This is a genomic window from Lentzea chajnantorensis (assembly GCF_054300775.1).
The window spans coordinates 694,249-716,871 of sequence record NZ_JBSDZT010000002.1 but is presented as its reverse complement, the minus strand read 5'-3'; the positions used below and the strand labels follow the sequence as shown (position 1 = coordinate 716,871).

Sequence of the window (22,623 nt, the reverse complement as noted above, 5' to 3'; positions counted from 1 at the left end):
GGATGATCGTGACGGCAGCGCTGGCCGCGGGCCTCGGCCTGGTGGCGGTCGGCTGCAGCGCCGGTCAGATCACCCAGACCGACACCCAGGTCGCCGCCGTCGACGGTGCGAGCGGCAACGCGGGCCCGATGGCGGTCCGCAACGCCATGCTGGCCTTCCCGCCGGACGGCAACCGGTACCGCGAGGGCGAGGACGTGCCGCTGACGTTCGTCATCGCGAACACCGGCAACGACCCGGACAAGCTGCTGTCGATCAAGTCAGAGGCCTCCGGGTCCGAGCTGGAGATCGTCGGCAGCAAGGACGTCCCGGCCCAGTACGCGCTGCGCGCCGAGTACGACGCGTCCCACGCGCCGTCCAAGACCTCGTCGCCGTCCTCGTCGTCGCAGTCGTCCTCGTCGGTGTCGCTGACCCCGTCGTCGGGTGCGCCGTCCTCGGGTGCGCCGTCGACCACCGGCTCGCCGTCCTCGGGTGCCCCGACCTCCGGTTCGGTCGCGTCCTCGTCGGCCGCGTCGTCCTCCGGCAGCCCGTCGGGCTCGTCGTCCGTGTCGCCGACCTCGTCGTCGGCCGCGCACGACCAGTCGCTCGAGGTGCTGCAGATCCGCTGCACGCTCAAGAAGCTGAACAGGGACGTGACCGCCGCGCAGACGGTGAAGCTGACGTTCCTGTTCGAGAAGGCCGGTTCCGTGACGCTGGAGGTGCCGGTCGCGCCTTCGGACCACAAGCGCGTCAGCGAAGGCCACGACGGCGGCCATTGAGTCGCTGCTGAACGCCGAAACGCCGCTCCGGGCCTGCCCAGGGCGGCGTTCGCGTTCCGGGGGCTCTCAGCGCGCCTGGAGCATCGGGCGGAACCGGTCGCGGTAGGCCCACGCCAGCCCGATCTCCGCGGCGACGACGACGAGCGCCGTCACGAGGCCGCTGGGCTCCAGGAACACGTGGAACAGGAAGATGTTCACCACGACCGGAGCGAGCAGCGCGAGCGCCAGCGGCACGAACCGGCCGACGACGAGCAGCAGGCCCGCCACGAGCTGCGTGGCCGAGGTCAGCTGCAGCATGTAGCCCGTCTCGTAGAGCGCCCCGCTGAACTTCACCCCCGCCTCCGCGAGCGTGCTGGGATCGGGTGCGGGCATGAAGTTCAGGAACCCGTTCAAGCCGGTCGTGGTGTAGAGCAGGCCGATCAGCACGCGGGTGACGGCGGTGGCGTAGCGGCCGGCGTTCACCTTGGTGGCGGGGCGGGTCGCGGTGGTGGTGGTCATTGCGGTCTCCTCGGTGGCTGTCGGGTCCTTCCACTGATGCGTCGAACGGCCACCACTCCGGATCGACAAGCCTGCAGAAGAATCTTGGAAGTTTCTTCTGCAACCCCCTCTGAGCTGGGTCTTCCGTTTTCTGTCGGTGCCGTGCTCTACCGTTCGACCCGTGGCGAAGACAGCGCGGCCGATCTTCCGTTGTGCCGAGTGCGGGCACGAGGTGGCGAAGTGGTTCGGCCGCTGCCCCGAGTGCCAGGCGTGGGGCAGCATCGAGGAACGCGGCACCGCGTCGGTGACCCGCGTGGTGGCCGGCGCCCCCACGTCGACGGCCCGCCCGATCGGCGAGGTGGACATCGAGTCCGCCCGCGCCCTGTCGACGGGCGTGAGCGAGTTCGACCGGGTCCTGGGCGGCGGCCTGGTGCCCGGCGCGGTCGTGCTGCTGGCGGGTGAACCGGGCGTCGGCAAGTCGACCCTGCTGCTGGAGACCGCGCACCGCTGGGCCGAGTCCCACGGCCGCTGCCTCTACGTGACCGGTGAGGAGTCCGCGGGCCAGGTCCGCCTGCGCGCCGAACGCACCGGCAACCTCCACCCCGAGATGTACCTGGCCGCCGAGTCGGAGCTGAGTGCGCTCCTGGGCCAGGTCGACGCGGTGAAACCGGCGATGCTGATCGTCGACTCCATCCAGACCATGTCGACGGTGAGCGTGGAGGGCGTGCCCGGCGGCGTGACCCAGGTCCGCACCGTCGCGTCCGGCCTGATCGCCATGGCCAAGGAACGCGGCCTGCCCGTGGTCCTGGTGGGCCACGTGACGAAGGACGGCTCGGTGGCCGGCCCCCGCGTCCTCGAACACCTCGTGGACGTGGTCCTGCAGTTCGAAGGCGACCGCCACTCGTCCCTGCGCCTGCTGCGCGGCATCAAGAACCGCTACGGCGCCGCCGACGAGGTCGGCTGCTTCGAGCTGCGCGACGACGGCATCGTCGGCGTCCCCGACCCCTCCGGCCTCTTCCTGACCCGCCGCGAAAAGGCCGTGGAGGGCACCTGCGTCACCGTCATCGTCGAGGGCAAGCGCCCCATGCTCGGCGAGGTGCAGGCCCTGGTCGCCAAGACGAACCTCCCCGCACCCCGCCGCGCGGTGAGCGGCCTCGACTCAGCCCGCATCTCCATGGCCCTCGCGGTCCTGGAGAAGCGCGGCAAGGTCAACCTGTTCCAGAAGGACGTGTTCACGGCGACCGTCGGCGGCATGCGCCTCGTGGAACCCGCGGCCGACCTGGCCGTCGTCCTGGCCGTGGCCTCCGCGGAACGCGAGATCGCCCTGCCCGCGGACCTGGTGGTCCTCGGCGAGGTAGGCCTGGCCGGCGAGATCCGCCGCGTGAACGGCGTCGGCAAACGCCTCCAGGAGGCCGCGCGCCTCGGCTTCAAGAAGGCCCTCGTCCCCCCGGACCACGGCCCCCTGCCCGACGGCGTGCGCGCGCTGGTGGCCAACGACCTGGTGTCGGCGCTGGAGGTGCTGGGCCTGAACCGCCGTCGCAGCGGCGGTGGCGGTGGCGGCAAGGACAAGCCGGAGGACGACGACTAGCCCCGCAGCCGATCGCACCGATCGCACCGATCGCACCGATCGCACCGATCGCACCGCTGAGCGTCTCGCGGGCGCGGCGTTCGGGGTGCCTCGGGCGAGACCGCGCAGAGGCGAGGTTGCCCACCGCAACACGACCACCCACCGCAACCACCGGCCTACGCCGAACCGGCATCCGTCACCGCAACCGGGGGACGCCATCACCCCCACCCACCCGAGGTGATCGAATACCCCCCGTGCTGGGGAGACACGACCACGAGGTCGGCGAGCTGCTGCGCCTGGCCGCCGCGCAGGTGCCCGCCGACGTGCGGTCCGAGGACCTGCTCGACTACCTCGACCACGAGGAGTGGGACCTGGTCCTCGACCTCCTGGGCGACCACCCCGGCAACACCTGGCAGACGCCGCGCTTCTGGGCCCTCCTCGCGGAGGCGGCGACGGAGCTGGACCAGGACGAGGCCTGGTTCCAGTGGCGGTGCGTGGAGTCGATCCAAGGCCTGTTGCGGGTGCAGCTGACGCTCGCGCACGACGCGGAGCCCCTGGAAGCGCGCAACCAGCGCCCGACCTGGGACCTGACCGGCGACGAACGGGTCGCCGCGCTGTGGATCGAGTCCAAGCCGACGTTGTACGCCGGGGAACGCGCCACGGCCCGCCTGCGCCCGTTCGTCCCCACGGCCTGGGCGCACCTGGCGAAGGGGGACCGGATCTCGCTGCTGGGCCGGTCACCGGGGACGGCGACGGTCATCGAAAAAGTGCCGCCGCGGCCGTAGGAGCACGGCCGCGGCGGCACTTGCGAAGAAGATCCCCTACTGCGACAGCAGCTGCGCGCACCTGATCAGGCCGAGGTGCGAGTACGCCTGCGGGTGGTTGCCCAGCGAGCGTTCCGCGATCGGGTCGTACTCCTCCGGCAGCAGGCCGGTCGGGCCGGCCGCGGCGACGATCTGGCCGAACAGCTCCTCGGCCTCGGTGCGCCTGCCGGTGAGCAGGTACGCCTCGATCATCCAGGCGGCGCAGAGGTGGAAGCCGCCCTCGTCGCCCGGCAGGCCGTCGTCGCGGTGGTAGCGGTACACCGTCGAGCCGGAGCGCAGCTCTGCCTCGATGGCGGTCACCGTCGACTGGAACCGCTCGTCGGCCGGGTCGATCAGGCCGGACAGGCCGACGAACAGCGAGGCCGCGTCGAGGTCGTCGCCGTCGTAGGCCGTGGTGAACGACTGGACCTCGTCGTTCCAGCCGTTCTTCAGCACGTCGGTGGCGATCGTGTCGCGCAGCGGCACCCAGGACGGGTCCAGCTCGCGGCCGAACTGCTCGCCGAGCTTGATCGCGCGGTCGATGGTCAGCCAGCACATGACCTTCGAGTACACGTGGTGGCGCGGCGCGTGCCGTTCCTCCCAGATGCCGTGGTCGGGCTCGTGCCAGCGCCGCGACACCGCTTCGGCCATCGCCTGGACCATCGTCCAGTCGGCGTCCGACAACGACCCGCGAGCCGAGGCCAGCTGCACCACCAGGTCGACGACCGGGCCGAACACGTCGAGCTGCACCTGCTGGTTCGCGAGGTTGCCGACGCGCACCGGGCGGGAGCCCGCGTAGCCGGGCAGTGTGTCGATCACGGCCTCGGCGCCGAGTTGCGTGCCGTGCAGCGTGTAGAGCGGGTGCAGGCGCTCCGGGCCCGGGATGGTCTCCAGGACGCCGTGCAGCCAGCCCAGGAAGCCGTCGGCCTCCGCGAACGAGCCGACCGACACCAGCGCGGCGGCGGTCATCGCGCCGTCGCGCAGCCAGCAGTAGCGGTAGTCCCAGTTGCGGACGCCGCCGAGCTCCTCCGGCAGCGACGTGGTCGCCGCGGCCATGATCGAGCCGGAGTCCTTGTGCACCAGGCCGCGCAGCGTCAGCGCCGAGCGCAGCACGAGGTCCGTCTGCACCTTCGGCAGGTTCAGGCCCGCCGCCCAGTCCGACCAGTAACCGGCCGCGCGGTCGCGGCGGACCGACTCGCCCAGCGCGTGCTCGGAGATGTCGTCGGTGCCGCAGCGCAGCTCCAGCAGCACCGGGGCGCCCTCGCGGGGGCGGACCACGGCGCGTGCGGTCTCCTGCACGCCGTCCGAGGTGATCTCCCAGTCGACGCCGGGGGAGCGCAGCACCATCGGGTCGGAGGTGCCGACCACGCGCAGGCCGTCGCGTTCGCGGATGAACCTGACCGGCACCTGGCCGAACTCCGGGCGCGGGGCGAACGTGATCACCGCGTTCGTCGAGCCGGAGATGCGCCGCACCAGGTCGGTGCGGTGCGAGGCGAGGTCGTGCTCCAGGTAGTCCGTGACCAGCAGGCGCGACCAGCGGGTCTCCACGATCATCGTGCCCGGCAGGTAGCGCTGGCCCAGCGGCAGCGACCCGTGCTCCGGCTTGATCGAGAAGTGGCCCGCGGCCGGTCCGCCGAGCAGGTCCGCGAAGATCGCGGCCGAGTCGGGCTCCGGGTGGCACAGCCAGTTGATCTTGGCGTCCGGGGTCACGAGGGCCACGGAACGCTCGTTGGCGAGCATGGTCAGGCGCTCGATCGGCACGGCCTGGTCGCCGTGCAGCCACGCGCGCCGTTCCTCCAGCAGGAACGCCAGCACCGTGGCCACGTCGGACGGGTCGTCGACCAGGTACTGGGCGAGCGACTCGCCGGCGCCGACGCGGATGCCCACGTCAGGGCCGGTCAGGCGGGCGAACGCCTTCTCGTCGGTGACGTCGTCACCGAGGAAGATCGCGGCGGTCGCACCGACCTGGTGGCGCAGGATGTCGAGGGCGTGGCCCTTGTTGGTCTCGACGACGGCCAGCTCGATGACGGCCTTGCCCTCGGTCACCTGCACGCCGTCCCACGTGCACGGGCCGGAGCGCACGGCGTCGAGGACGGCCTCGCCGATCTCCTCGGACGCGGCACGGCGGACGTGCACGGCGACGGAGGCCGGTTTGACCTCCAGCTGCACGCCCTCGTGGCCGTCGACGATCTCGTCGAGCTCGGCCTCGATGCGCCGCAGCAACGCCTTGGCGTCGGCGTCGAGCGCGTGCACGAAGCCGACGTCGAACTCGGAGCCGTGGGACCCGACGAGGTGGACCTCGCCGGGCAGGCGGGACAGGGTGGCCAGGTCGCGCAGTGCGCGACCGGAGATCACGGCCGACGTCGTCTCGTGCAGCGACGCGAGTGAACGCAGCGCGTTCACCGACTCCGGCAGCGGACGGGCCGCCTCCGGGTCGCTCACGATCGGCGCGAGTGTTCCGTCGTAGTCGCTTGCGACCAGCAGTCGCGGGGTACGGGCCAGCTGCACGATGGCGCGGCGCAGGTCGGCGGGGAGGGCCTCGGCGGTCAACGCCCCTCCTGGAGCACTCGATGGGTCAAGGGGATCTGAAAGGATTCAGACCGAGGTCTGCGTGCCCAGCGCCTCCAGGAACGACCTTGCCCAGCGGTCAACGTCGTGGGTGAGGACTTGGCGGCGCAGCGCGCGCATCCTACGGCGGCCTTCGGCGGGATCGATGTCGAGGGCGGCCTGCAATGCGTTCTTGACACCGTCCAGATCATGGGGGTTCACCAGGAACGCACTGGTCAGTTCAGCGGCTGCACCGGCGAACTCGCTGAGCACCAGAGCTCCACCAAGATCATATCGGCAGGCCACGTACTCCTTGCAGACGAGGTTCATGCCGTCCCGAACGGGCGTGACGACCATGACGTCCGCCGCGCTCATGAACGCGACGAGCTCCTCGCGGTTCACCGACTGGTGCAGGTAGTGCACGACGGGCTTGCCGACCCGCCCGAACTCGCCGTTGATCCGGCCGACCGACTGCTCGATGTCCTTGCGCATCGTCACGTAGTGGTCGACCCGCTCCCGGCTGGGCGTGGCCAGCTGGACCATCGCGACGTCCTCCGGGTCGACCCGGCCGTCCGCGATGAGCTCGTAGAGGGCCCTGATCCGGACGTCGATGCCCTTGGTGTAGTCGAGCCGGTCCACGCCCAGCAGGATGCGCTTCGGGTTGCCGAGGTCCTCGCGGATCTGCTTCGCGCGGGCCTGGGTCTCCTTCTTGCGCGCGACCGCGTCGAGGCCGGCGCTGTCGATGGAGATCGGGAACGCGCCCACGCGCACCGTGCGGTCACCGACCTGGACCACGCCCGGCCGGGTGCGCACGCCGACGGTGCCGCGGCTCGGCTCCAGGCCCACCAGGCGCCGGGCCAGCCACAGGAAGTTCTGCGCGCCGCCGGGCCGGTGGAAACCGACCAGGTCGGCGCCGAGCAGTCCGCGGATGATCTCCGTGCGCCACGGGAGCTGCATGAACAGCTCGACCGGCGGGAACGGGATGTGCAGGAAGAAGCCGATTTTCAGGTCGGGCCGCTGCTCGCGCAGCATCGCCGGGACCAGCTGCAGCTGGTAGTCCTGCACCCACACCGTCGCGCCCTGGGCGGCCACCTTCGCGGTCGCGTCGGCGAACCGCTGGTTGACCTTCACGTAGGCGTTCCACCAGTGCCGGTGGAACGCCGGCTGCGCCACGACGTCGTGGTAGAGCGGCCAGAGGGTGCCGTTCGAGAACCCCTCGTAGTAGTCCTCGACCTCCTTGGCCGACAGCGACACCGGGTGCAGCAGCAGGCCGTCGTCCTCGAAGGGCGACACGTCGGCGTCGGCGACCCCCGGCCAGCCGACCCAGGCGCCGCTGTGTGAGCGGAGGAACGGTTCGAGCGCGCTGACCAGCCCGCCGGGGCTGTGCTTCCACCGTTCGGTTCCGTCGGGCAAGCGCTCCAGGTCAACCGGCAGCCGGTTGGCCACGACTACGAATTCCGCCCCGTTCTCGCCAATGTCCATGCTCACATTTCTGAGGCTAGTGCGGTCGCGCTCCCTCGGCGTGTCGTGTAACCCCCGTCACAGCGGGTTTCACTCCAACCGACGCTTCGTGGGTTTGAGCGGACCGGACATGCGCGGACCAGCGAACTTGCGCTCCAAACGGCCCAGTCCGGTGCGCACCGGCTGCGCCAGGTACTCGCCGAACACCACCCCACCGGCCAGGGCGAGAGCAATGCCACTCGCGAACACGAGCGTGCTCAGCCCGGCCGGGTCGCCCTCCGCGGTCAGCTGGAACAGGCCGCGGTAGGTGGTCCAGCCCGGCAGCAGCGGCACCACGCCCGCCTGCACCACGACCAGCGTCGGGATGCGCAGCCTGCGGGTCATCGTCGCGCCGCCGAACCCGGTGATCGCGGCCGCCACCGCCGACGCGAGCAGCGCGTCCACCCCGAAGCTCGTGGCGAGGCCGTAGGAGGCCGTGCCGATCGCACCGGACACCGCGGCGGCCACCAGCGCACGCGGCCGGGCATAGCAGGCGAGCGCGAAGAACGCACTGGTCGCCGCGCCTGCCGCGAACTGCATCGGCACCGCCGAGATCAACGCGGGCAGCGGGTCGCTGAGCCGGATGGGCAGCCCGAAGTGGACGGCCGTGCGGATGGCCAGCGCGACACCCGCGATCAGACCGGCGCTGAGCAGCACGGTCTCGACGGTGCGCCCGGCGGCCGTGACGTTGTAGCCGGAGATCGCGTCCTGCACGGTGCTGACCAGCGCCAGCCCGGACAGCAGCACCACGATCCCGACCGCGACCAGCAGGCTCGGCCGCACCGCGGGCAGCAACCCGGTCCAGTACACGGTCAGCGCGGCCCCCGTGGCGAGCGCGCCGCCGACCAGCTGCTGGAAGAAGAACGGCAGCGCGCGCCGGTTCAGCACCCGGCCGACCCGGTCGATCACGGCCGTGACGACGGCCGCGGTGATCGCGAGCGACAGCCCGCCGCCGACCAGGAACGCGACCGAGGCCGCCATGCCGGCCCACGCGGCCGTGGCGACCCAGCGCGGGTACGGGTGCGGGGCGTTGGTGATCTGCTCGAGCTCCGAGTGCGCCTCCTCGATCGGCCCGAGGTTGCGCACCAGGTGCTCGACGGCGGCGAGCCGGGTGTAGTCGAGGCTGCGCTGCCGCACGACGCGGACGGCGGTGATCGGTGGTGCGGCCGTTCCCCGGTGGCACGACACGCTGATGGAGGTGTAGATCACGTCGACCTCGGTGTGCGGGAGCCCATAGCTCTCCGTGACCGAGAGGATCGTGGCTGTCACGTCCGCCGCGCCGGCTCCGCTGGCCATCTGGACCTCGCCGATCTTGAGAGCGAGATCGAGTACCAGGTGAACCGTGGTGTCGTCGGGCAATGAGGGACCGTGCAGGTTGTTCGGGTAAATCGCGCGCACCTCCGTCGTGTGATCGTGGGAAGTTCTCGTGCCGTTGCTGTGGCGTCGGCCACCTCCGATCGGGCGACCCGAAAAGGAGGACATGATCACTGTCCGTTGGTTACCCTCCTGACCTGGTCAAGGCGAGCGGTTCGGCGCTTTGCGCCACTCAGTTGGTTGGTCCGCCTCCGGTCGGAGCAATCCGATCACACTGAGAGCAGACCGTTCGCCGCAGGTAGCTCCCGCAACGGGCGCTTACGATGTTCGCGAACACGAGCCAGGCCGGCGTAGCTCAATCGGCAGAGCACTCGCCTTGTAAGCGAAAGGTTAGGGGTTCGATTCCCCTCGCCGGCTCTTCGACAACGGGGGTTCGCCCAGGTGGGCGGGCCCCTGTCGCATTCACGGGAGGCACTTCACCGGCTATTGCGACCGGGTTCGGTAATGGCTCCGGCACACAGCGTGGCGAACCGCCGATTGCGGTTCCGCATGCCGCCGACGGCCTGGTCCGTTCGCCAGTTCGGCGCCCGGTGTGCCTTCGGGGCGCGGGACGGGAATGGTGAGATCGGCCGCAAGACTGATCCTGTTCACCGGTGAACAGGCCGTGACCGCCCATTCATGTCCTGCTCCGTCCTGCTGGGACGTGACATTGTGAGCATCATGTCCTACCTCGCGGATAGCGCGCGCTACGACCAGATGACCTACCGGCGCACGGGACGCAGCGGCCTCAAGCTGCCCGCCATCTCCCTCGGCCTGTGGCACAACTTCGGCGGCGACCGGCCGTACGAGTCCGGCCGGGGCATCGCGCGCAGGGCGTTCGACCTCGGTGTCACGCACTTCGACCTCGCCAACAACTACGGACCTCCCTACGGTTCCGCGGAGATCACGTTCGGGCAGATCCTGAAGGACGACCTCCGGCCGTACCGCGACGAGCTCGTCATCTCCACGAAGGCCGGCTACGACATGTGGCCCGGCCCGTACGGCGAGTGGGGCAGCCGCAAGTACCTGCTGAGCTCGCTCGACCAGTCGCTGACCCGCATGGGACTGGATTACGTCGACATCTTCTACTCGCACCGGTTCGACCCGGAGACGCCGCTGGAAGAGACCATGGGCGCGCTCGTGTCCGCGGTGCAGCAGGGCAAGGCGCTCTACGTCGGCATCTCGTCGTACTCGCCGGCCAAGACCCGCGAGGCGGCCGAGCTGCTGCGCAGCGCGGGTGTGCCGCTGCTGATCCACCAGCCGAGCTACTCGATGCTCAACCGCTGGATCGAGCCGGAGCTGCTGGACACCCTGGAGGAGGTCGGCGCCGGCTGCATCGCGTTCTCGCCGCTCGCCCAGGGCATGCTGACCGACCGCTACCTCGACGGCATCCCCGAGGGCTCGCGCGCCACGCAGGGCAAGTCGCTGTCCACGGACCTGCTCTCCGAGGAGAACCTCGGCCGCATCCGGTCGCTCAACGAGATCGCGAAGTCGCGCGGCCAGTCGCTGGCGCAGCTCGCGCTGACGTGGACGATCCGCGACCCGCGGGTCACCTCGGCGTTGATCGGCGCTTCGTCGGTCGGGCAGCTGGAGCAGAACCTCGCCGCCCTGCAGGCCCCGCCGCTGACCGACGACGAGCTCGCCGAGATCGACAGGTACGCCGTCGAATCCGGCATCGACCTCTGGGCCCCTTCGTCACAAGCCGAATGATCCCCCGGCACGCGGGAGTCCCGCGTGCCCCTCTGGGCCCCGCTTCCCAGGCCGAGTGACCGAACCGCACGCGGGGAGCTTTCGTACTCTCTGAGAGTGCGAAAGGGCCCCGCGTGCCGTCAGCGGTGGCGGGGGAGGCGGATTGTGAAGATGGTCGAGCCGGGGCGGCTGGCGAGGGTGATGGTGCCGCCGTGGGCGTGCACGAGTGACTGGACCACGGCGAGGCCGAGGCCGGAGCCGCCGCGCTGGCGGGTGCGGGAGTCGTCCACGCGGTAGAACCGGTCGAAGATCCGCGCCTGGTCCGCCTCCGGAATTCCGGGGCCGGTGTCGGAGACCCTGATCACCGCCGAGCCGTCCTCCGCCGTCACCCGCAACGACACCAGCGTGCCGGGCGGGGTGTGCACGGCCGCGTTGGTCAGCAGGTTGTCGAGCACCTGCCGCAACCGGGTCGGGTCGGCGGCCATGGTCACCGTGTCCGCGTCGACCTCCAGCCCGTGCGTCGGACGGGCCGCCCGGAACGCGTCGGCGGCCGCGTCCGCCACGACCGCCAGGTCCAGCTCCTCGACGCGCAACGGCGGCTCGGTCGCCGCGGAGTCCAGGCGGGCCAGCAGCAGCAGGTCGTCGAGCAGCACGCTCATCCGCGCCGCCTCCGACCGCAGCTTCTCCAGGTGCTGCTCGCGTTCGCCCGGCTCGTTGGCCGCCGCGTACCGGAAGAGGTCCGCGTAACCGCGCAACGACGTCAGCGGCGTGCGCAGCTCGTGCGAGGCGTCGGCGATGAACCGGCGCAGCCGCTGCTCGGCGGCCGTGCGCGCGGCCAGCGACGAGTCGATGTGCGCCAGCATGGTGTTGAACGCCTCGCGCAGCTCCTCGACCTCGACCCCGCCGCCGGCGCCGTTCACCCGCACCGCCAGGCGGTTCGAGTCGGTCAGGTCGTGCGAGGAGATGTCGTGCGCGGTGTCGGCCATGTCCGACAACGGCCGCATGCCCTTGCGGATCAACGCCTGACCGCCCACGACCAACGCGACCAGCGCGGCCAGGAACGCGACCACGCCGACCGTGATGAGCTGCGACAGCGTGCCGTCCCTGTCGTCCATCGGGGCACCGCTGACCAGCACGATCTCGTCCTTGACGATCTGGCACGCGCGCAGCCGGAACTTGCCGTCACCGCGCAGGTACTCGGTCTCGAACGTGTCCCCGTTCAGGGCCTTCCTCGCGAGCGCGTCGAACTCCGCGCGGTCGGCGGGCTGCTGGTCACCGGGCTGGGGCCGCAGCTCGCCGTCCTGCTTCACGTAGACGACCGCGTACCAGTCCGGCGGGATCTTGCCGACCCGCCAGTGCGCCTTGACCTCGTTGGCAGCGCCCTGCTGGCTGATCGCCATCTGGTCGTCGAGCCGCCGGTCGAGGAACGTCTGCATCGAGGCGACCATGACCCAGCCGACGATCACGAACACCGTGAGCGCCAGCGCGCCGAGTGCGAGTGCGAGGCGGGTGCCCAGCCGCCACCGGCTCAGCGGCTTCATTCCGCTGCTCGGCGCAGCACGTACCCCACGCCGCGCACGGTGTGGATCAACGGTTCGCGGCCGTCGTCGAGCTTGCGGCGCAGGTGCGAGATGACCAGCTCGACCACGTTGGACCGGCCGCCGAAGTCGTACTCCCACACGTGGTCGAGGATCTGCGCCTTGGTCAGCACGGCGGGGGAGCGCCGCATCAGGTACCGCAGCAGCTCGTACTCGGTCGGCGTCAGCGTGACGAGCTTGCCGCCGCGGCGGACCTCGCGGGTGTCCTCGTCCAGCACCAGGTCGGCGACCTTCAGCACCGACCGCTTCCACGACGGCCCGGTGGAGCGCCGCAGCACCGCCCGCAGCCGGGCCATCAGCTCCTCGACCGAGAACGGCTTCACGAGGTAGTCGTCACCACCGCGGGTGAGGCCCGCGACCCGGTCCGCGGTGCCGTCGCGCGCGGTCAGGAACACCACCGGCACCATCGCACCGGCCGACCGCATCCGGTCCAGGACCGTGAAGCCGTCGAGGTCGGGGAGCATCAGGTCGAGCACGACGATGTCCGGCTGGAACTCGGCTGCCGTTCTGAGCGCGTCCTCGCCGTTGTGCGCCGTCGAGGCCGTCCAGCCCTCGTAGCGCGCGACCGTCGCGACCAGGTCAGCGATGTGCGGCTCGTCGTCCACGACGAGCAGTCGAACCGAGTTGCCCTTGTCCACGTGCTCATGGTGCGTCACCTGGTGCCCCGCCCGCTCGATCGACAGGAAGTCGACAGCCCGGGCAAAGCGGGGCCACAGCTCGGACGCTGAGGATCGAGGAAGACCGCCGAGATCGACGAGACCGCCCGACCGAGGAGCCCTCCGTGACGACCACCCTGCAGCCTCCCGCGCGGCCGGCCGCTGCCGGGCGTGCGACGCCGCACAAGGCGCTGGCCAAAGCCGGCCTCTACGTCTTCCTCCTGGCCAACGCGGCGTTCGTCACCTACCTGTTCAACGCGGCCGGTGTCGGCTCGAACAAGCTGGTCAACCTCGGCCGGCTGACCGGGCTGTACGGCGCGCTCGCGATGGCGTTCCAGCTGCTGCTGATCGCGCGGCTGCCGTGGCTCGACCGCCGGCTCGGCATGGACAAGCTCACCTCCTGGCACCGCTGGGTGGGCTTCACGATCTTCTGGATGCTCGTCGGGCACCTGACGTTCATCGCCTTCGGCAACGCGGGCCCGGACGGCCCGGTCGCGGAGGTCGTCCGGCAGGCCACCGAGCTCGAAGGCATCCTCCGCGCGCTGGTCGCGTGGGTGGTCATCATGGTCGTCGGCGTGGTGTCCGCCCGGTTCGCCCGGCGCCGGATGGCCTACGAGACCTGGCACTTCATCCACCTCTACACCTACGTCGCGATCTTCCTCGCGTTCACGCACCAGGTCGCGGTCGGCAGCACGTTCCGCAAGTCCGAGCTCGCCACCGCCTACTGGTGGGCGCTGTGGACGTTCGCGATCGGCGCCGTTGTCGCCGGCCGGCTCGTGCTCCCGCTCTGGCGCAACCGGCGCCACCGGTTCCGCGTCGCCGCCGTGGTGCCCGAGGCGCACAACGTCGTCTCCGTCTACGTCGAGGGCAGGGACCTCGACCGGCTCGGTGCGAAGGCGGGCCAGTTCTTCCTGTGGCGCTTCCTGACCAAGGACCGCTGGTGGCAGGCCAACCCGTTCTCGCTGTCCGCGGCACCGAACGGCAAGTACCTGCGCCTCACCGCGAAGGCGCTGGGCACCGGCAGCGCCGACCTCCGCAACGTCCGGGTCGGCACCCGCGTGTTCGCCGAGGGCCCGTACGGCGCCTTCACGACCATGCACCAGACCAGGCCGAACGCGCTGCTCGTCGCCGGTGGCGTCGGCGTCACGCCGATCCGCGCGCTGCTGGAGGAGATCAGGGGCCACGTCGTGGTGCTGTACCGGGTGAGCGACCCGCGCGAGGCCGTGCTGCTGCGCGAGCTCGAAGGCCTCGCCCGCTCCAAGGGGGCGGTGCTGCGGCTGGTCACCGGTTCCTCCGGGACCACCACCGCCAACGGGCCGCTGCTCGGCCCGGAGAACATCGCCGCTCTGGTCCCCGACGTGGCCGACCGCGACGTGTTCATCTGCGGCCCGAACGGCATGACCGACGCCGTCGTCCGCAGCCTCGACGAGCTGGGAGTGCCGTCGGGTCAGGTCCACGCCGAGCGCTTCGCGCTGGCCGACTGAGAGGGTTGGACGTGAAGAGGGCGATCCCCGCACTGGTGCTCAGCGTCGCCGGACTCGTGCCGGTGTGGCTGTACCAACCGGGCGCGGCGCACGAGGGTGAGATCAACGAGGCCGCCGCCGCACCGGAGACCCCGGCGCAGGGCCAGGCCCCGCCGACGACGACCGCACCCCGGTCGACCGCGCCGCAGACCGGGGCGCCCAGGACCTCCGCCGCCGCCGCGCCGACGACCCAGCCACAGCAGCAGGACCAGGTCAAGACCGTCTCCGGGCCCGCGGTGCAGACCGACGAGGGCACCGTGCAGGTCCAGGTCACGTTCCAGGGCACGAGGATCACCGACGTGAAGGCGGTGCGGGCACCCAACTCCAACCCGACCAGGACGGCGCTGCCGATCCTGCGCCAGGAGGCGTTGAAGGCCCAGAGCGCCGACATCGACACGGTCTCCGGTGCCACCGCGACCTCCGAGGGCTACAAGCGGTCGTTGCAGGCCGCGCTCGACTCGGCGAGGTAGGGGTGCGAACCCTGCGACGCGTCGAGCAGATCATGGGCCTGCCGATCTCGGTGGACCTGCGCGACGGTGACGACGAGCTGGCCGAGCTGGTGTTCGCCTCACTGCGGGACGCGGACGCGCGGTTCTCGCCGTTCAAGCCGGACAGCGAGGTCTCGCGGCTCGACCGGGGCGAAGCTCACCGCGCGGGAGCTCACCCCCGACCTCGTCGAGGTGCTCGACCTGTGCGACTGGTACGAGACCTCGACCGGCGGCGCGTTCACGGCACGGGTGCCGGGCCGCGGCCTCGACCCGTGCGCGGTCGTGAAGGGCTGGGCCGTGCAGCGCGCCGCCGACCTGCTGCGGGCCGCCGGGGCCGTGCGGTTCTGCATCAACGCGGGCGGCGACGTCGTGGTCGCCGGCGAGCCGGAACCCGGAAAGCCTTGGCGCGTCGGCGTTCGGCACCCCGACCAGGCCGACGCGCTGTGCGCTGTGCTCGGCGTGCGCGACGGAGCCGTTGCCACGTCGGCGTTGTACGAGCGCGGGCAGCACATCCTCGACGGCCGCACCGGCGAGCCGGTGCGCGGGTTGCTTTCGGTCACAGTCGTCGCGGCCGACCTGGCGATCGCGGACACCACCGCCACCGCGGCGTTCTCCCTTGGGAGAGAAGGGATCGAGTGGGCTGCCGCGCAGCCGGACTGCGAGGTGCTCGTCGTCGACGAAGATCGGCGGGTGCACCGGAGTCCTGGACTTCCGGTACACATCTGTTAACATCCCGGCACAACGGGGCTTTGATCTCCGGGGCACATTTCGTTGATCAAGAGCTGACGCGGGGCTCGCGCTCGGGGTGAGACCAGGCCAGCTGTCGACCAACACTCGTGCGAAACGGTCTTGGGTACGCGCTATTCGGGAGCGCGCACCCAAGACCTTTTCTGTGTTCGTCGGCGCTCGCTCGCTCGCGCGGCGAGTTCGTCGAGAAGCCGGTCGTCCGCCCGACTCGCTCGCACCGAAATGGGCTTCGCCGATTCCGGCACGAGCGGGTGACCGGACGACCGGCACGAACTCGCACAACGTTTCCGGTCAGACGTAGCGGTGTTCGTCGAACTCGGCGTTCACCGCGGACCGGCCGAGGTCGCGGCCCATCGCGTCCAGCACGTCCACCAGCTCCAGCCCGACCAGCCAGTCCCGCGGCAGCGCGTCGGTGCCGTGCAGCGCGCCGAGGACGTTCCCGGTCAGCGCCGCCGTCGCGTCACTGCCGCCGGAGTGGTTGGCCGCGGCCCGCATCGCGTCGACGAACTGCACCGGCTTCGGGTGCGTCAGCACGGTGTAGACGGCGATGGCCAGGGCCTCGGGGCCGGTCCAGCCGCTGCCGAGCCGGTCGACCCGCACCGGGGTGGCGCCGTCGTGCTCCTCGGCCAGCACGACCGCTCGGGTCAGCACCGTCGCCGTGTACGTGTCGTCGCGCAGCACCCGGCCGATGACCTGGTCGATCGCCTCGCGCAACGGGCGGCCCTTCACCGCGAGCAGGTGCACCAGCAGCGCCAGCGCGCCACCGGAGACCCAGCCGCCGGTGCCGCCGTGGGTGAGCGCCGCGAACCGGCAGCCCAGGTCGTAGGCGATGGCCGCCGACGGCGCGAAACCGGCGGGCGCGGTGCGGGTGACGCCGTTGCAGCCGGAGGACTCGTTGTGCGGGTTCTCCGGAGTGGACGGTGTCTCGGCGGCCAGCGCGCGCAGGCACGTCAGACCGGGCGAGCGGCTCTCGTAGAGCCGTTCGTCCGCCAGCAGCCCCACCGCGTTGTGCTCGGGGGCCGGTTGCTGCTGGGTGATCAGCCAGCGCCGGTAGCTGTGCCAGACCATGTCCGACGGCTGCCACTCGCCGGTGTGCTTCCCGCGCACCCAGGCGCGCAGGTACCCGTCGGCGGTGAAGAGCGTCAGCTGGGTGTCGTCGGTGACCAGGGCGGGCTTCGGCGGCGCCAGTACGCCCTCGGTGCCGTGTTCGCGCTGGATGTCCGCCCAGCCCAGGTACTGCACCGGTGCGCCGAGCGCATCACCGAGAGCGCCGCCGAGCAGGCACCCGGCGCCGCGGTCAACCACGGAGTTCGGATCTCGCGGCACGGGTGAACAGTAGCGTCCCGCCGACTCGGGCCGCACTTGTATCTGAGACCAGCGGCCGCCCACCTGTACAAGCAACGAGGTCAGGAGCACTTGAGGGAGGGGCATGCGGAGCAAAACCGGACTCGAGTTCGGCGTGCTCGGTCCACTCCAGGTGCTCGCGGACGGCCGGGTGGTCACGCTCGGCCGCCGCGGCATGCGCGGTCTGCTCGCGATGCTGGTGGTCGAGGCGAACCGGCCCGTCTCGATCGACCAGATCGTGGACGCGCTGTGGACGGACGCGCCGCCGGCCACGGCCCGCACGATCGTGCACGGCTACGTGTCACGGCTGCGCAGGGTGCTGGAGGAGGCCGACCCGTCGGGCTCCGCGAAGATCCGCACCACGCCGACCGGGTACCAGCTGACCGTCGACCCGTGGCGCCTCGACCTGCACCGCGCCCGGCAGCTCGTGGCGTCGTCGCGCGGCAAGCCCGCCGCCATCAGGGCGGGCTTGCTGCGCGAGGCCCTCGGGTTGTGGCGCGGGCCGGTGCTGGCGGACGTGCCGGGCGACCCGCTGACCTCCGACCTGGAGGAGCTGCGGCTCTCGGCGCTGGAGGAGCGCATCGAGGCCGAGCTGGAGCTGGGCCGCCACCTGGAGCTCGTCGGCGAGCTGCGCGGGCTGTGCACGGAGTTCCCGTTCCGCGAACGGCTCGTCGCGCACAGCATGCGCGCCCTCTACCGGTCCGGGCAGCGGGCCGACGCGCTGGAGGCCTACCAGCGGTTCCAGCGCCGCGCGGTGGACGAGCTCGGCCTCGACCCCGGACCAGAGCTGCGGCTGCTGCAGGAGCAGGTGCTGCGCGACGACCCGGCGCTCAGCCTCCTCGGCGCGGTCGACAGCCGGCCGGTGGCGCCCCGCGCGGGCATCGTCGCACCGGCGCTGCTGCCCGCGTCCGCGTCGCGCCTGTTCGGCCGGGACGACGACCGCAGGTGGCTCGACAACGTCTGCGCGACCAGGAACCTGCTCGCGACGACGGTGGCCGTGCTGACCGGTCCGCCCGGCGTCGGCAAGAGCGCCCTCGCGATCACGTGGGGGCACGAGAACAGCGAGATGTTCCCGCACGGCGTGCTGTTCGCCTCGCTCGGCGACGCCGAACCCGGCGAGGTGCTGACCCGGTTCCTGGTGGCGCTGGGCGTGCCCGCCGACGGCGTTCCCGTCGCCGTGGAGGACCGCATCGGGCTCTACCGCTCCCTGCTCAACCGCCGCCGCGTGCTCGTGGTCCTCGACGACGCGACCGGGTTCGACCAGGTCCTGCCGCTGCTGCCGCCGGGCTCCGGCTCGGTGGTGCTGGTGACCTCCCGCAGCCGGATGGAACGGCTCGTCGTCACCAACAGCGCGCGGGTGCGCAAGCTCGGGCCGTTGGCCGAGGAGGCCGCACGCGCACTGCTCGACGACGTGCTCGGCCGGCCGCTGTCGACGGAGGACCCGGTCGCCGCGCGCAAGCTCGCCGAGCTGTGCGGCGGTCTGCCGCTGGCGCTGCGGGTGGCCGCGGCCAAGCTGGTGATCAGTCCTGGGTGGACGGTCGAGGAGCTGGTGGGGGAGCTGGCCGACGACGGCCACCGGATGCGCGGCCTGGACCTGCCGGAAGCGGGCGTGGGGGTGTCGCGGGCGCTCGACCTGTCGACCCGCGACCTGCCCTCCGAGCTGAGCCAGGTGTTCACCTCCGTCGGCCTCGCGCCCGGCCGCTGGATGTCCTCGCACGCCGTCGCCGCGCTCACCCGCATCCGGGTCGAGTCGGCGCGGGACCGGCTGGAGCGGCTGGTCGAGGTCAACCTGCTGGTCGAACCGTGGCCGGACGGCTTCACGATGCACGAGCTGGTGCGCCTGTACGTGCGCGGCTCCGGCCGCGCGGACGTGGACTCGTTGCGGCGCCTGGTGAACTACTACCTCGTCGCCTGCGACCACGTCCGCCGCGCCATCCGGCCGGCCCGCGACGGCCTGGACTTCGCGCTGGGGGACAACGGGTCCACGTCGCTGCCCGGCTACGACGACCCGGTCGCGTGGTTCGACCGGGAGTGGCCGAACATCGTCGCGGTCGTGCACGCCGCCGCCGAGTCCGGCCTGCACGACCAGGTCTGGCAGCTGGTCCGGATGCTGCACCCCTACGCGACCGTGCGCGCGTTGACCGGTGAGTGGCTCGCGCTGGTCGGTTTCGGCACGGCCGCCGCCGAGGTCACCGGCAGCCGGCTCGGCCAGGTCCTCATGCTCGACACCACCTACGTCACGAACGCCCGGCTGGGCCGCCCGGTGCTGCTGCCCGACGCCCGCCGCGCCCACCGCCTGGCCACCGAGCTGGGCGAACGCCAGTACCTCGTGCTGACGCTCGCGCAGCTCGCGGACGTGCTGTTCCGGCTCAAGCAGCACGACGAGGCACTGCTGCACTTCTGGGAGTCCGTGCAGCTCGCGCAGCAGTCCGGTGACCTGGTCGGCGAGGGCCACGGCCTCAACAACGTCGCCCAGGTCGAACAGGCCCGCGGCCGCGTCGACGTCGCCCTGCGGCACCAGGCGCACGCCGTGGACGTCTACCGCCGCTCCGGCGACCAGCCCGCACTCGTCGACGGCCTCGCGAACCTCGCGGAGCTGCACCTGCAGGCGGGCCACCTCGACGACGCGGAGGCACTGGCCCGGCAGGCCGTTGACCTCGCCGCCGCCGCGGCGATGACCTACACCGAGGGCTTCGCCAGGCAGGTGCTGTCCGGGGTGCTGCTCCAGCGCTCGGAATGGGGTGCGGCCTCAGCGGAGCTGACCGCGGCGCTGCGGCTGTTCGCGCAGGTCAACTCGGCCCGCGTGGTGGAGGTGCGGGCCGCCCTGGACGCGTTGTCGTCCGAGGTTTAGCGGGCGTTTAGTCGACTGGTCCCAAAAAATGGGATGTTGGACGTGCAGGCCGCCGAGTGGGGGAATCACCGAGGGGGCGGCGCCTGCACCGAAGAGGGCCGACCGGCATTCGGGGGAGAGTGCCGGTCGGCCCTCGACGTCACTGCAGGTTCTCCTCGGAACAGCGGACCAGCGGCAGCAGCTCCGGCCGCTTCGGCGCCAGACCGTCCCCCATGGACTCCCCGCGCAGCTGCCGCCCGATCCACGGCACGACGTGCTCCCGCGCCCACTTCAGGTCGGCCTTGCGCTGGGTCACCCAGTCCGCCTGCTCCAGCACCGGCCACGGCACGTTCCACGCGTGGTCGTCCGCGAGCCCCAGCACCTCGTACGCCTTGAGCGCCACCCGCTGGTGCCCCTCCGGTGACAGGTGCAGCCGGTCCGCGCTCCACGCGCGACGGTCGTGCAGCACGTGCATCGCCCACAGGTCCACCATCCGGCAGTGGTACCGCTCGGCGATCGACCACAGGTGCGTGTTGTAGATCGCGATCTTGCCCCGGATGCTGCGCAGCAGCGGGGTCGACCGCGTGTCGAACCCGGTGAAGATGACGACGTCGCTCCCGGCGGCCCGCAGGTCGGCGACGGCCACCTCGTACACCTCGGCCAGCGCGTCCGGGTCGCTGTTCGGCACGAGGATGTCGTTGCCGCCCCCGCAGAACGTCACCAGGTCCGGCTTGAGCGAGATCGCGAGCGGCACCTGCTCGTCCACGATCTCCTGCAGCATCTTGCCCCTGATCGCGAGGTTGGCGTACCGGAACTCCGGTGCCCGACGGGCGATCATCCCCGCCAACCGGTCCGCCCACCCGAGATAGGTGTCCCCTGGACCGGGATCGTCCATCCCCTCGGTGAAACTGTCCCCCAGGGACACCAGACTGTTCCAGCGCAGCACAACAACCCCCTTTCACCCGCGGCTCCCGTTCGCGGCGACTGGTCAGCATGCACAACCGGCCACCGGTTACGCCACCGTCGGTTGCGGCAGCCCGGGACTCGTCGCAGTGGGTGATGATCCTTTTACCACTCGATCGAGCGAAGCTTGAGGCGGTTCAGGGGGATTCGTCTCTTCCGGTCGCTAGCTTCTGCCGGGTGCGTTCGGTTTTGCCGCTTCCGTCCGTCTCCCTGGGTGTCGCACTCATCACAGCCGCGATCTTCGCCGCAGCGGTGCTGAACCCGGCCCAGGAGACCGCCACACCCCCGTCCGCCCCGGAGGCCGCCGCACCGACCGAGGGCGGCACCCGGCCGCCGATGGAGTTCACGCCCTCACCGGCCGCGACCACGCGGCCCGCTCCCGCGCACCCCATCACCGCCCGGCGTGTCCCCGCGCGGCCCGTGACGCCGCCACCGCACTCCAACCCCGTGGTGCGTCCCGTGGCCCCCACCGCGCGCAGGGCCGTGCCGACCGTGCTGCCGTCGGTGGTGCTGCCGCCGCTGACCTCCCCGCCCGTCGCGCCCTGGCGGCGGACACCGGCTCCGTCGCGGCGCTGACCGTTCCCGCGGCCGGAGCCGGGAATGACGACGGCCCCCGCGGCGACATCGGCGCGTGACGCCGCTGCGAGGGCCGTGGGCCTTCCCGAGGAGAAGCGCCGCCGCCGTTGTCAGCTCCCCCTCGGGAAGGGGTCTTGGGACCGTCTCAGGGGGCGCCGCCGCCGGTCCGCCCCCTGAGACGGGGTCTAGTGGCCGCCCACCGCGACCGCGGAGTCCACCGCGGGCAGGTGGTCGTCGTACGCCGACCGCAGCCGCAGCTCCGCACCCGGTGAGGCGCCGATGGTGTCCAGTCCGAGCAACGCCGCCCCGACGACCGGCGGCAGGTCCACGACCCGCACCTGCGCGAGCGGCGCCACCTCCAGCACCCGCGACCGCACCGGCCCGAGCACCGCCTCACCGGTGCCTGTCATCACGCCGCCGCCGAGCACGACGTCAACGGGTTCGCCGAGCAGGTCGAGCTTGCGCAGCGACACCGTCGAGAGCAGCACGATCTCCTCGACCAGGCGGTCCACCACGGCCTGCGCCACGGCGTCACCGCCGCCCGCCACCTCGAACAGGATCGGGCAGAGGACGTGCGGGTCGAACTCGACCTCCTGGAAGTGCAGCTTCTCGACCACGGCGGCGATCGACCGCTCGCCGTAGTGCGCGAGCAGCGCGGGCAGCAGCTCCGTGCCGGCACCGCGACCGTCCTCTGCGCGCACCGCCAGCCACAGCGCCTGCTCACCCAGGTGACCGCCACCGCCCCAGTCACCGGAGATCTGGCCCAGCGCGGGGAACCGGTGCGTGCGGCCGTCGGCCGCGACGCCCACCGCGTTGATGCCGGCACCGCACACGACCGCGACACCGACACCGGAGGCCGTGCCGGAACGCAGCAGCGCGAACGTGTCGTTGCCGACGACGACGGACTGCGACCAGCCCCGCTCGGTGATCGCGCGGGTCAGGTCCTCCTCCTCGCGCGGCAGGTCCGCGCCCGCCAGGTAGGCGGCTGTGTGCGTGGCGATCGGTTCGTCGGGGTCGAGGCCCGCCAGGGCCGCGGCCTCGCGTGCCAGACCTTCGAACACGTCGAGTCCGCGTTTCATGCCGACGGTCTGCGGCGGCGCACCCGGCCCGCGCACCTGCGCGAGCACCCTGCCGTCCGCGTCGACCAGCAGCACAGCGGTCTTGCTGTTGCCGCCGTCGATCGCGAGCACCCGGTCCGTCATCGTCG

The 22,623-nt window shown here is 71.6% G+C and carries 18 protein-coding genes and 1 tRNA gene; 10 read left to right on the top strand and 9 right to left on the bottom strand.

What is annotated here, in order from left to right:
• Positions 1-2: 2 nt before the first annotated feature.
• Positions 3-755 carry a hypothetical protein gene (locus tag ACVDFE_RS04050; RefSeq protein WP_458429610.1) on the top strand — a complete coding sequence of 251 codons (753 nt, stop codon included), beginning with the start codon at positions 3-5 and terminating at the stop codon, positions 753-755.
• Between the two features lie 66 nt (positions 756-821).
• Here the strand turns inward: ACVDFE_RS04050 and ACVDFE_RS04045 are convergent, their stop codons facing one another.
• On the bottom strand, positions 822-1,253 hold the full coding sequence (locus ACVDFE_RS04045) for a hypothetical protein (RefSeq protein WP_360385307.1): 432 nt from the start codon (positions 1,251-1,253) through the stop codon (positions 822-824).
• Positions 1,254-1,413: 160 nt separating this feature from the next.
• Here ACVDFE_RS04045 and radA point away from each other — a divergent pair, with 160 nt between their 5' ends.
• The gene (gene radA, locus ACVDFE_RS04040) at positions 1,414-2,820 is read left to right on the top strand and encodes a DNA repair protein RadA (protein ID WP_360385309.1); all 1,407 of its coding nucleotides are present in this window, start codon (positions 1,414-1,416) and stop codon (positions 2,818-2,820) included.
• 233 nt (positions 2,821-3,053) lie between these two features.
• A complete protein-coding gene (locus tag ACVDFE_RS04035; RefSeq protein WP_360385311.1) occupies positions 3,054-3,584 on the top strand; it encodes a hypothetical protein in 531 nt (176 codons plus the stop codon).
• A 36-nt stretch (positions 3,585-3,620) separates the two neighbouring features.
• Here ACVDFE_RS04035 and otsB read toward each other — a convergent pair whose 3' ends face one another.
• From otsB to ACVDFE_RS04020, 3 genes are all read right to left on the bottom strand, one after another.
• Complete coding sequence (gene otsB / locus ACVDFE_RS04030) at positions 3,621-6,152, bottom strand: trehalose-phosphatase (protein ID WP_360385313.1); 2,532 nt, start codon at positions 6,150-6,152, stop codon at positions 3,621-3,623.
• A gap of 45 nt (positions 6,153-6,197) precedes the next feature.
• Positions 6,198-7,631 carry an alpha,alpha-trehalose-phosphate synthase (UDP-forming) gene (locus tag ACVDFE_RS04025; protein ID WP_360386613.1) on the bottom strand — a complete coding sequence of 478 codons (1,434 nt, stop codon included), beginning with the start codon at positions 7,629-7,631 and terminating at the stop codon, positions 6,198-6,200.
• A 69-nt stretch (positions 7,632-7,700) separates the two neighbouring features.
• Positions 7,701-9,131, bottom strand: coding sequence for a threonine/serine ThrE exporter family protein (locus ACVDFE_RS04020; protein ID WP_458429609.1), 1,431 nt, complete (start codon positions 9,129-9,131; stop codon positions 7,701-7,703).
• 176 nt (positions 9,132-9,307) lie between these two features.
• Here ACVDFE_RS04020 and ACVDFE_RS04015 point away from each other — a divergent pair.
• Both ACVDFE_RS04015 and mgrA read left to right on the top strand, forming a co-directional pair.
• Positions 9,308-9,380, top strand: a tRNA-Thr gene (locus ACVDFE_RS04015).
• A 303-nt stretch (positions 9,381-9,683) separates the two neighbouring features.
• The gene (gene mgrA, locus ACVDFE_RS04010; protein WP_458429608.1) at positions 9,684-10,712 is read left to right on the top strand and encodes an L-glyceraldehyde 3-phosphate reductase; all 1,029 of its coding nucleotides are present in this window, start codon (positions 9,684-9,686) and stop codon (positions 10,710-10,712) included.
• A 119-nt stretch (positions 10,713-10,831) separates the two neighbouring features.
• On the opposite strand, the gene ACVDFE_RS04005 is transcribed toward mgrA, so the two are convergent.
• Together ACVDFE_RS04005 and ACVDFE_RS04000 are read right to left on the bottom strand one after the other, a co-directional pair.
• Positions 10,832-12,232, bottom strand: a complete 1,401-nt coding sequence (locus tag ACVDFE_RS04005; RefSeq protein ID WP_458429607.1) for a sensor histidine kinase — start codon at positions 12,230-12,232, stop codon at positions 10,832-10,834.
• Positions 12,229-12,927, bottom strand: coding sequence for a response regulator transcription factor (locus ACVDFE_RS04000; protein WP_360385321.1), 699 nt, complete (start codon positions 12,925-12,927; stop codon positions 12,229-12,231). The genes ACVDFE_RS04005 and ACVDFE_RS04000 overlap by 4 nt, the downstream gene beginning before the upstream one ends.
• A 143-nt stretch (positions 12,928-13,070) precedes the next feature.
• Between ACVDFE_RS04000 and ACVDFE_RS03995 the strand changes: the two genes are divergently transcribed.
• The 3 genes from ACVDFE_RS03995 (at position 13,071) to ACVDFE_RS03985 (ending at position 15,685) form a co-directional block, all read left to right on the top strand.
• The gene (locus tag ACVDFE_RS03995; protein ID WP_458429606.1) at positions 13,071-14,429 is read left to right on the top strand and encodes a ferredoxin reductase family protein; all 1,359 of its coding nucleotides are present in this window, start codon (positions 13,071-13,073) and stop codon (positions 14,427-14,429) included.
• Positions 14,430-14,440: 11 nt separating this feature from the next.
• On the top strand, positions 14,441-14,938 hold the full coding sequence (locus tag ACVDFE_RS03990) for an FMN-binding protein (RefSeq protein ID WP_360385323.1): 498 nt from the start codon (positions 14,441-14,443) through the stop codon (positions 14,936-14,938).
• Between the two features lie 210 nt (positions 14,939-15,148).
• Positions 15,149-15,685 carry an FAD:protein FMN transferase gene (locus tag ACVDFE_RS03985; protein WP_458429605.1) on the top strand — a complete coding sequence of 179 codons (537 nt, stop codon included), beginning with the start codon at positions 15,149-15,151 and terminating at the stop codon, positions 15,683-15,685.
• 309 nt (positions 15,686-15,994) lie between these two features.
• Here the strand turns inward: ACVDFE_RS03985 and ACVDFE_RS03980 are convergent, their stop codons facing one another.
• A complete protein-coding gene (locus ACVDFE_RS03980; RefSeq protein ID WP_458429604.1) occupies positions 15,995-17,029 on the bottom strand; it encodes an ADP-ribosylglycohydrolase family protein in 1,035 nt (344 codons plus the stop codon).
• Positions 17,030-17,132: 103 nt separating this feature from the next.
• On the opposite strand from ACVDFE_RS03980, the gene ACVDFE_RS03975 reads away from it, so the two are divergent.
• Positions 17,133-19,898 (top strand): AfsR/SARP family transcriptional regulator, encoded by a 2,766-nt coding sequence (locus tag ACVDFE_RS03975; protein WP_360385329.1) that lies wholly within the window; start codon positions 17,133-17,135, stop codon positions 19,896-19,898.
• 139 nt (positions 19,899-20,037) lie between these two features.
• Here the strand turns inward: ACVDFE_RS03975 and ACVDFE_RS03970 are convergent, their stop codons facing one another.
• Positions 20,038-20,802 (bottom strand): SGNH/GDSL hydrolase family protein, encoded by a 765-nt coding sequence (locus ACVDFE_RS03970; protein WP_458429603.1) that lies wholly within the window; start codon positions 20,800-20,802, stop codon positions 20,038-20,040.
• Between the two features lie 215 nt (positions 20,803-21,017).
• Between ACVDFE_RS03970 and ACVDFE_RS03965 the strand changes: the two genes are divergently transcribed.
• Positions 21,018-21,416 (top strand): hypothetical protein, encoded by a 399-nt coding sequence (locus tag ACVDFE_RS03965; RefSeq protein ID WP_458429602.1) that lies wholly within the window; start codon positions 21,018-21,020, stop codon positions 21,414-21,416.
• Positions 21,417-21,601: 185 nt separating this feature from the next.
• On the opposite strand, the gene ACVDFE_RS03960 is transcribed toward ACVDFE_RS03965, so the two are convergent.
• A complete protein-coding gene (locus ACVDFE_RS03960) occupies positions 21,602-22,618 on the bottom strand; it encodes an N-acetylglucosamine kinase (RefSeq protein WP_360385333.1) in 1,017 nt (338 codons plus the stop codon).
• Between the last annotated feature and the right edge of the window lie 5 nt (positions 22,619-22,623).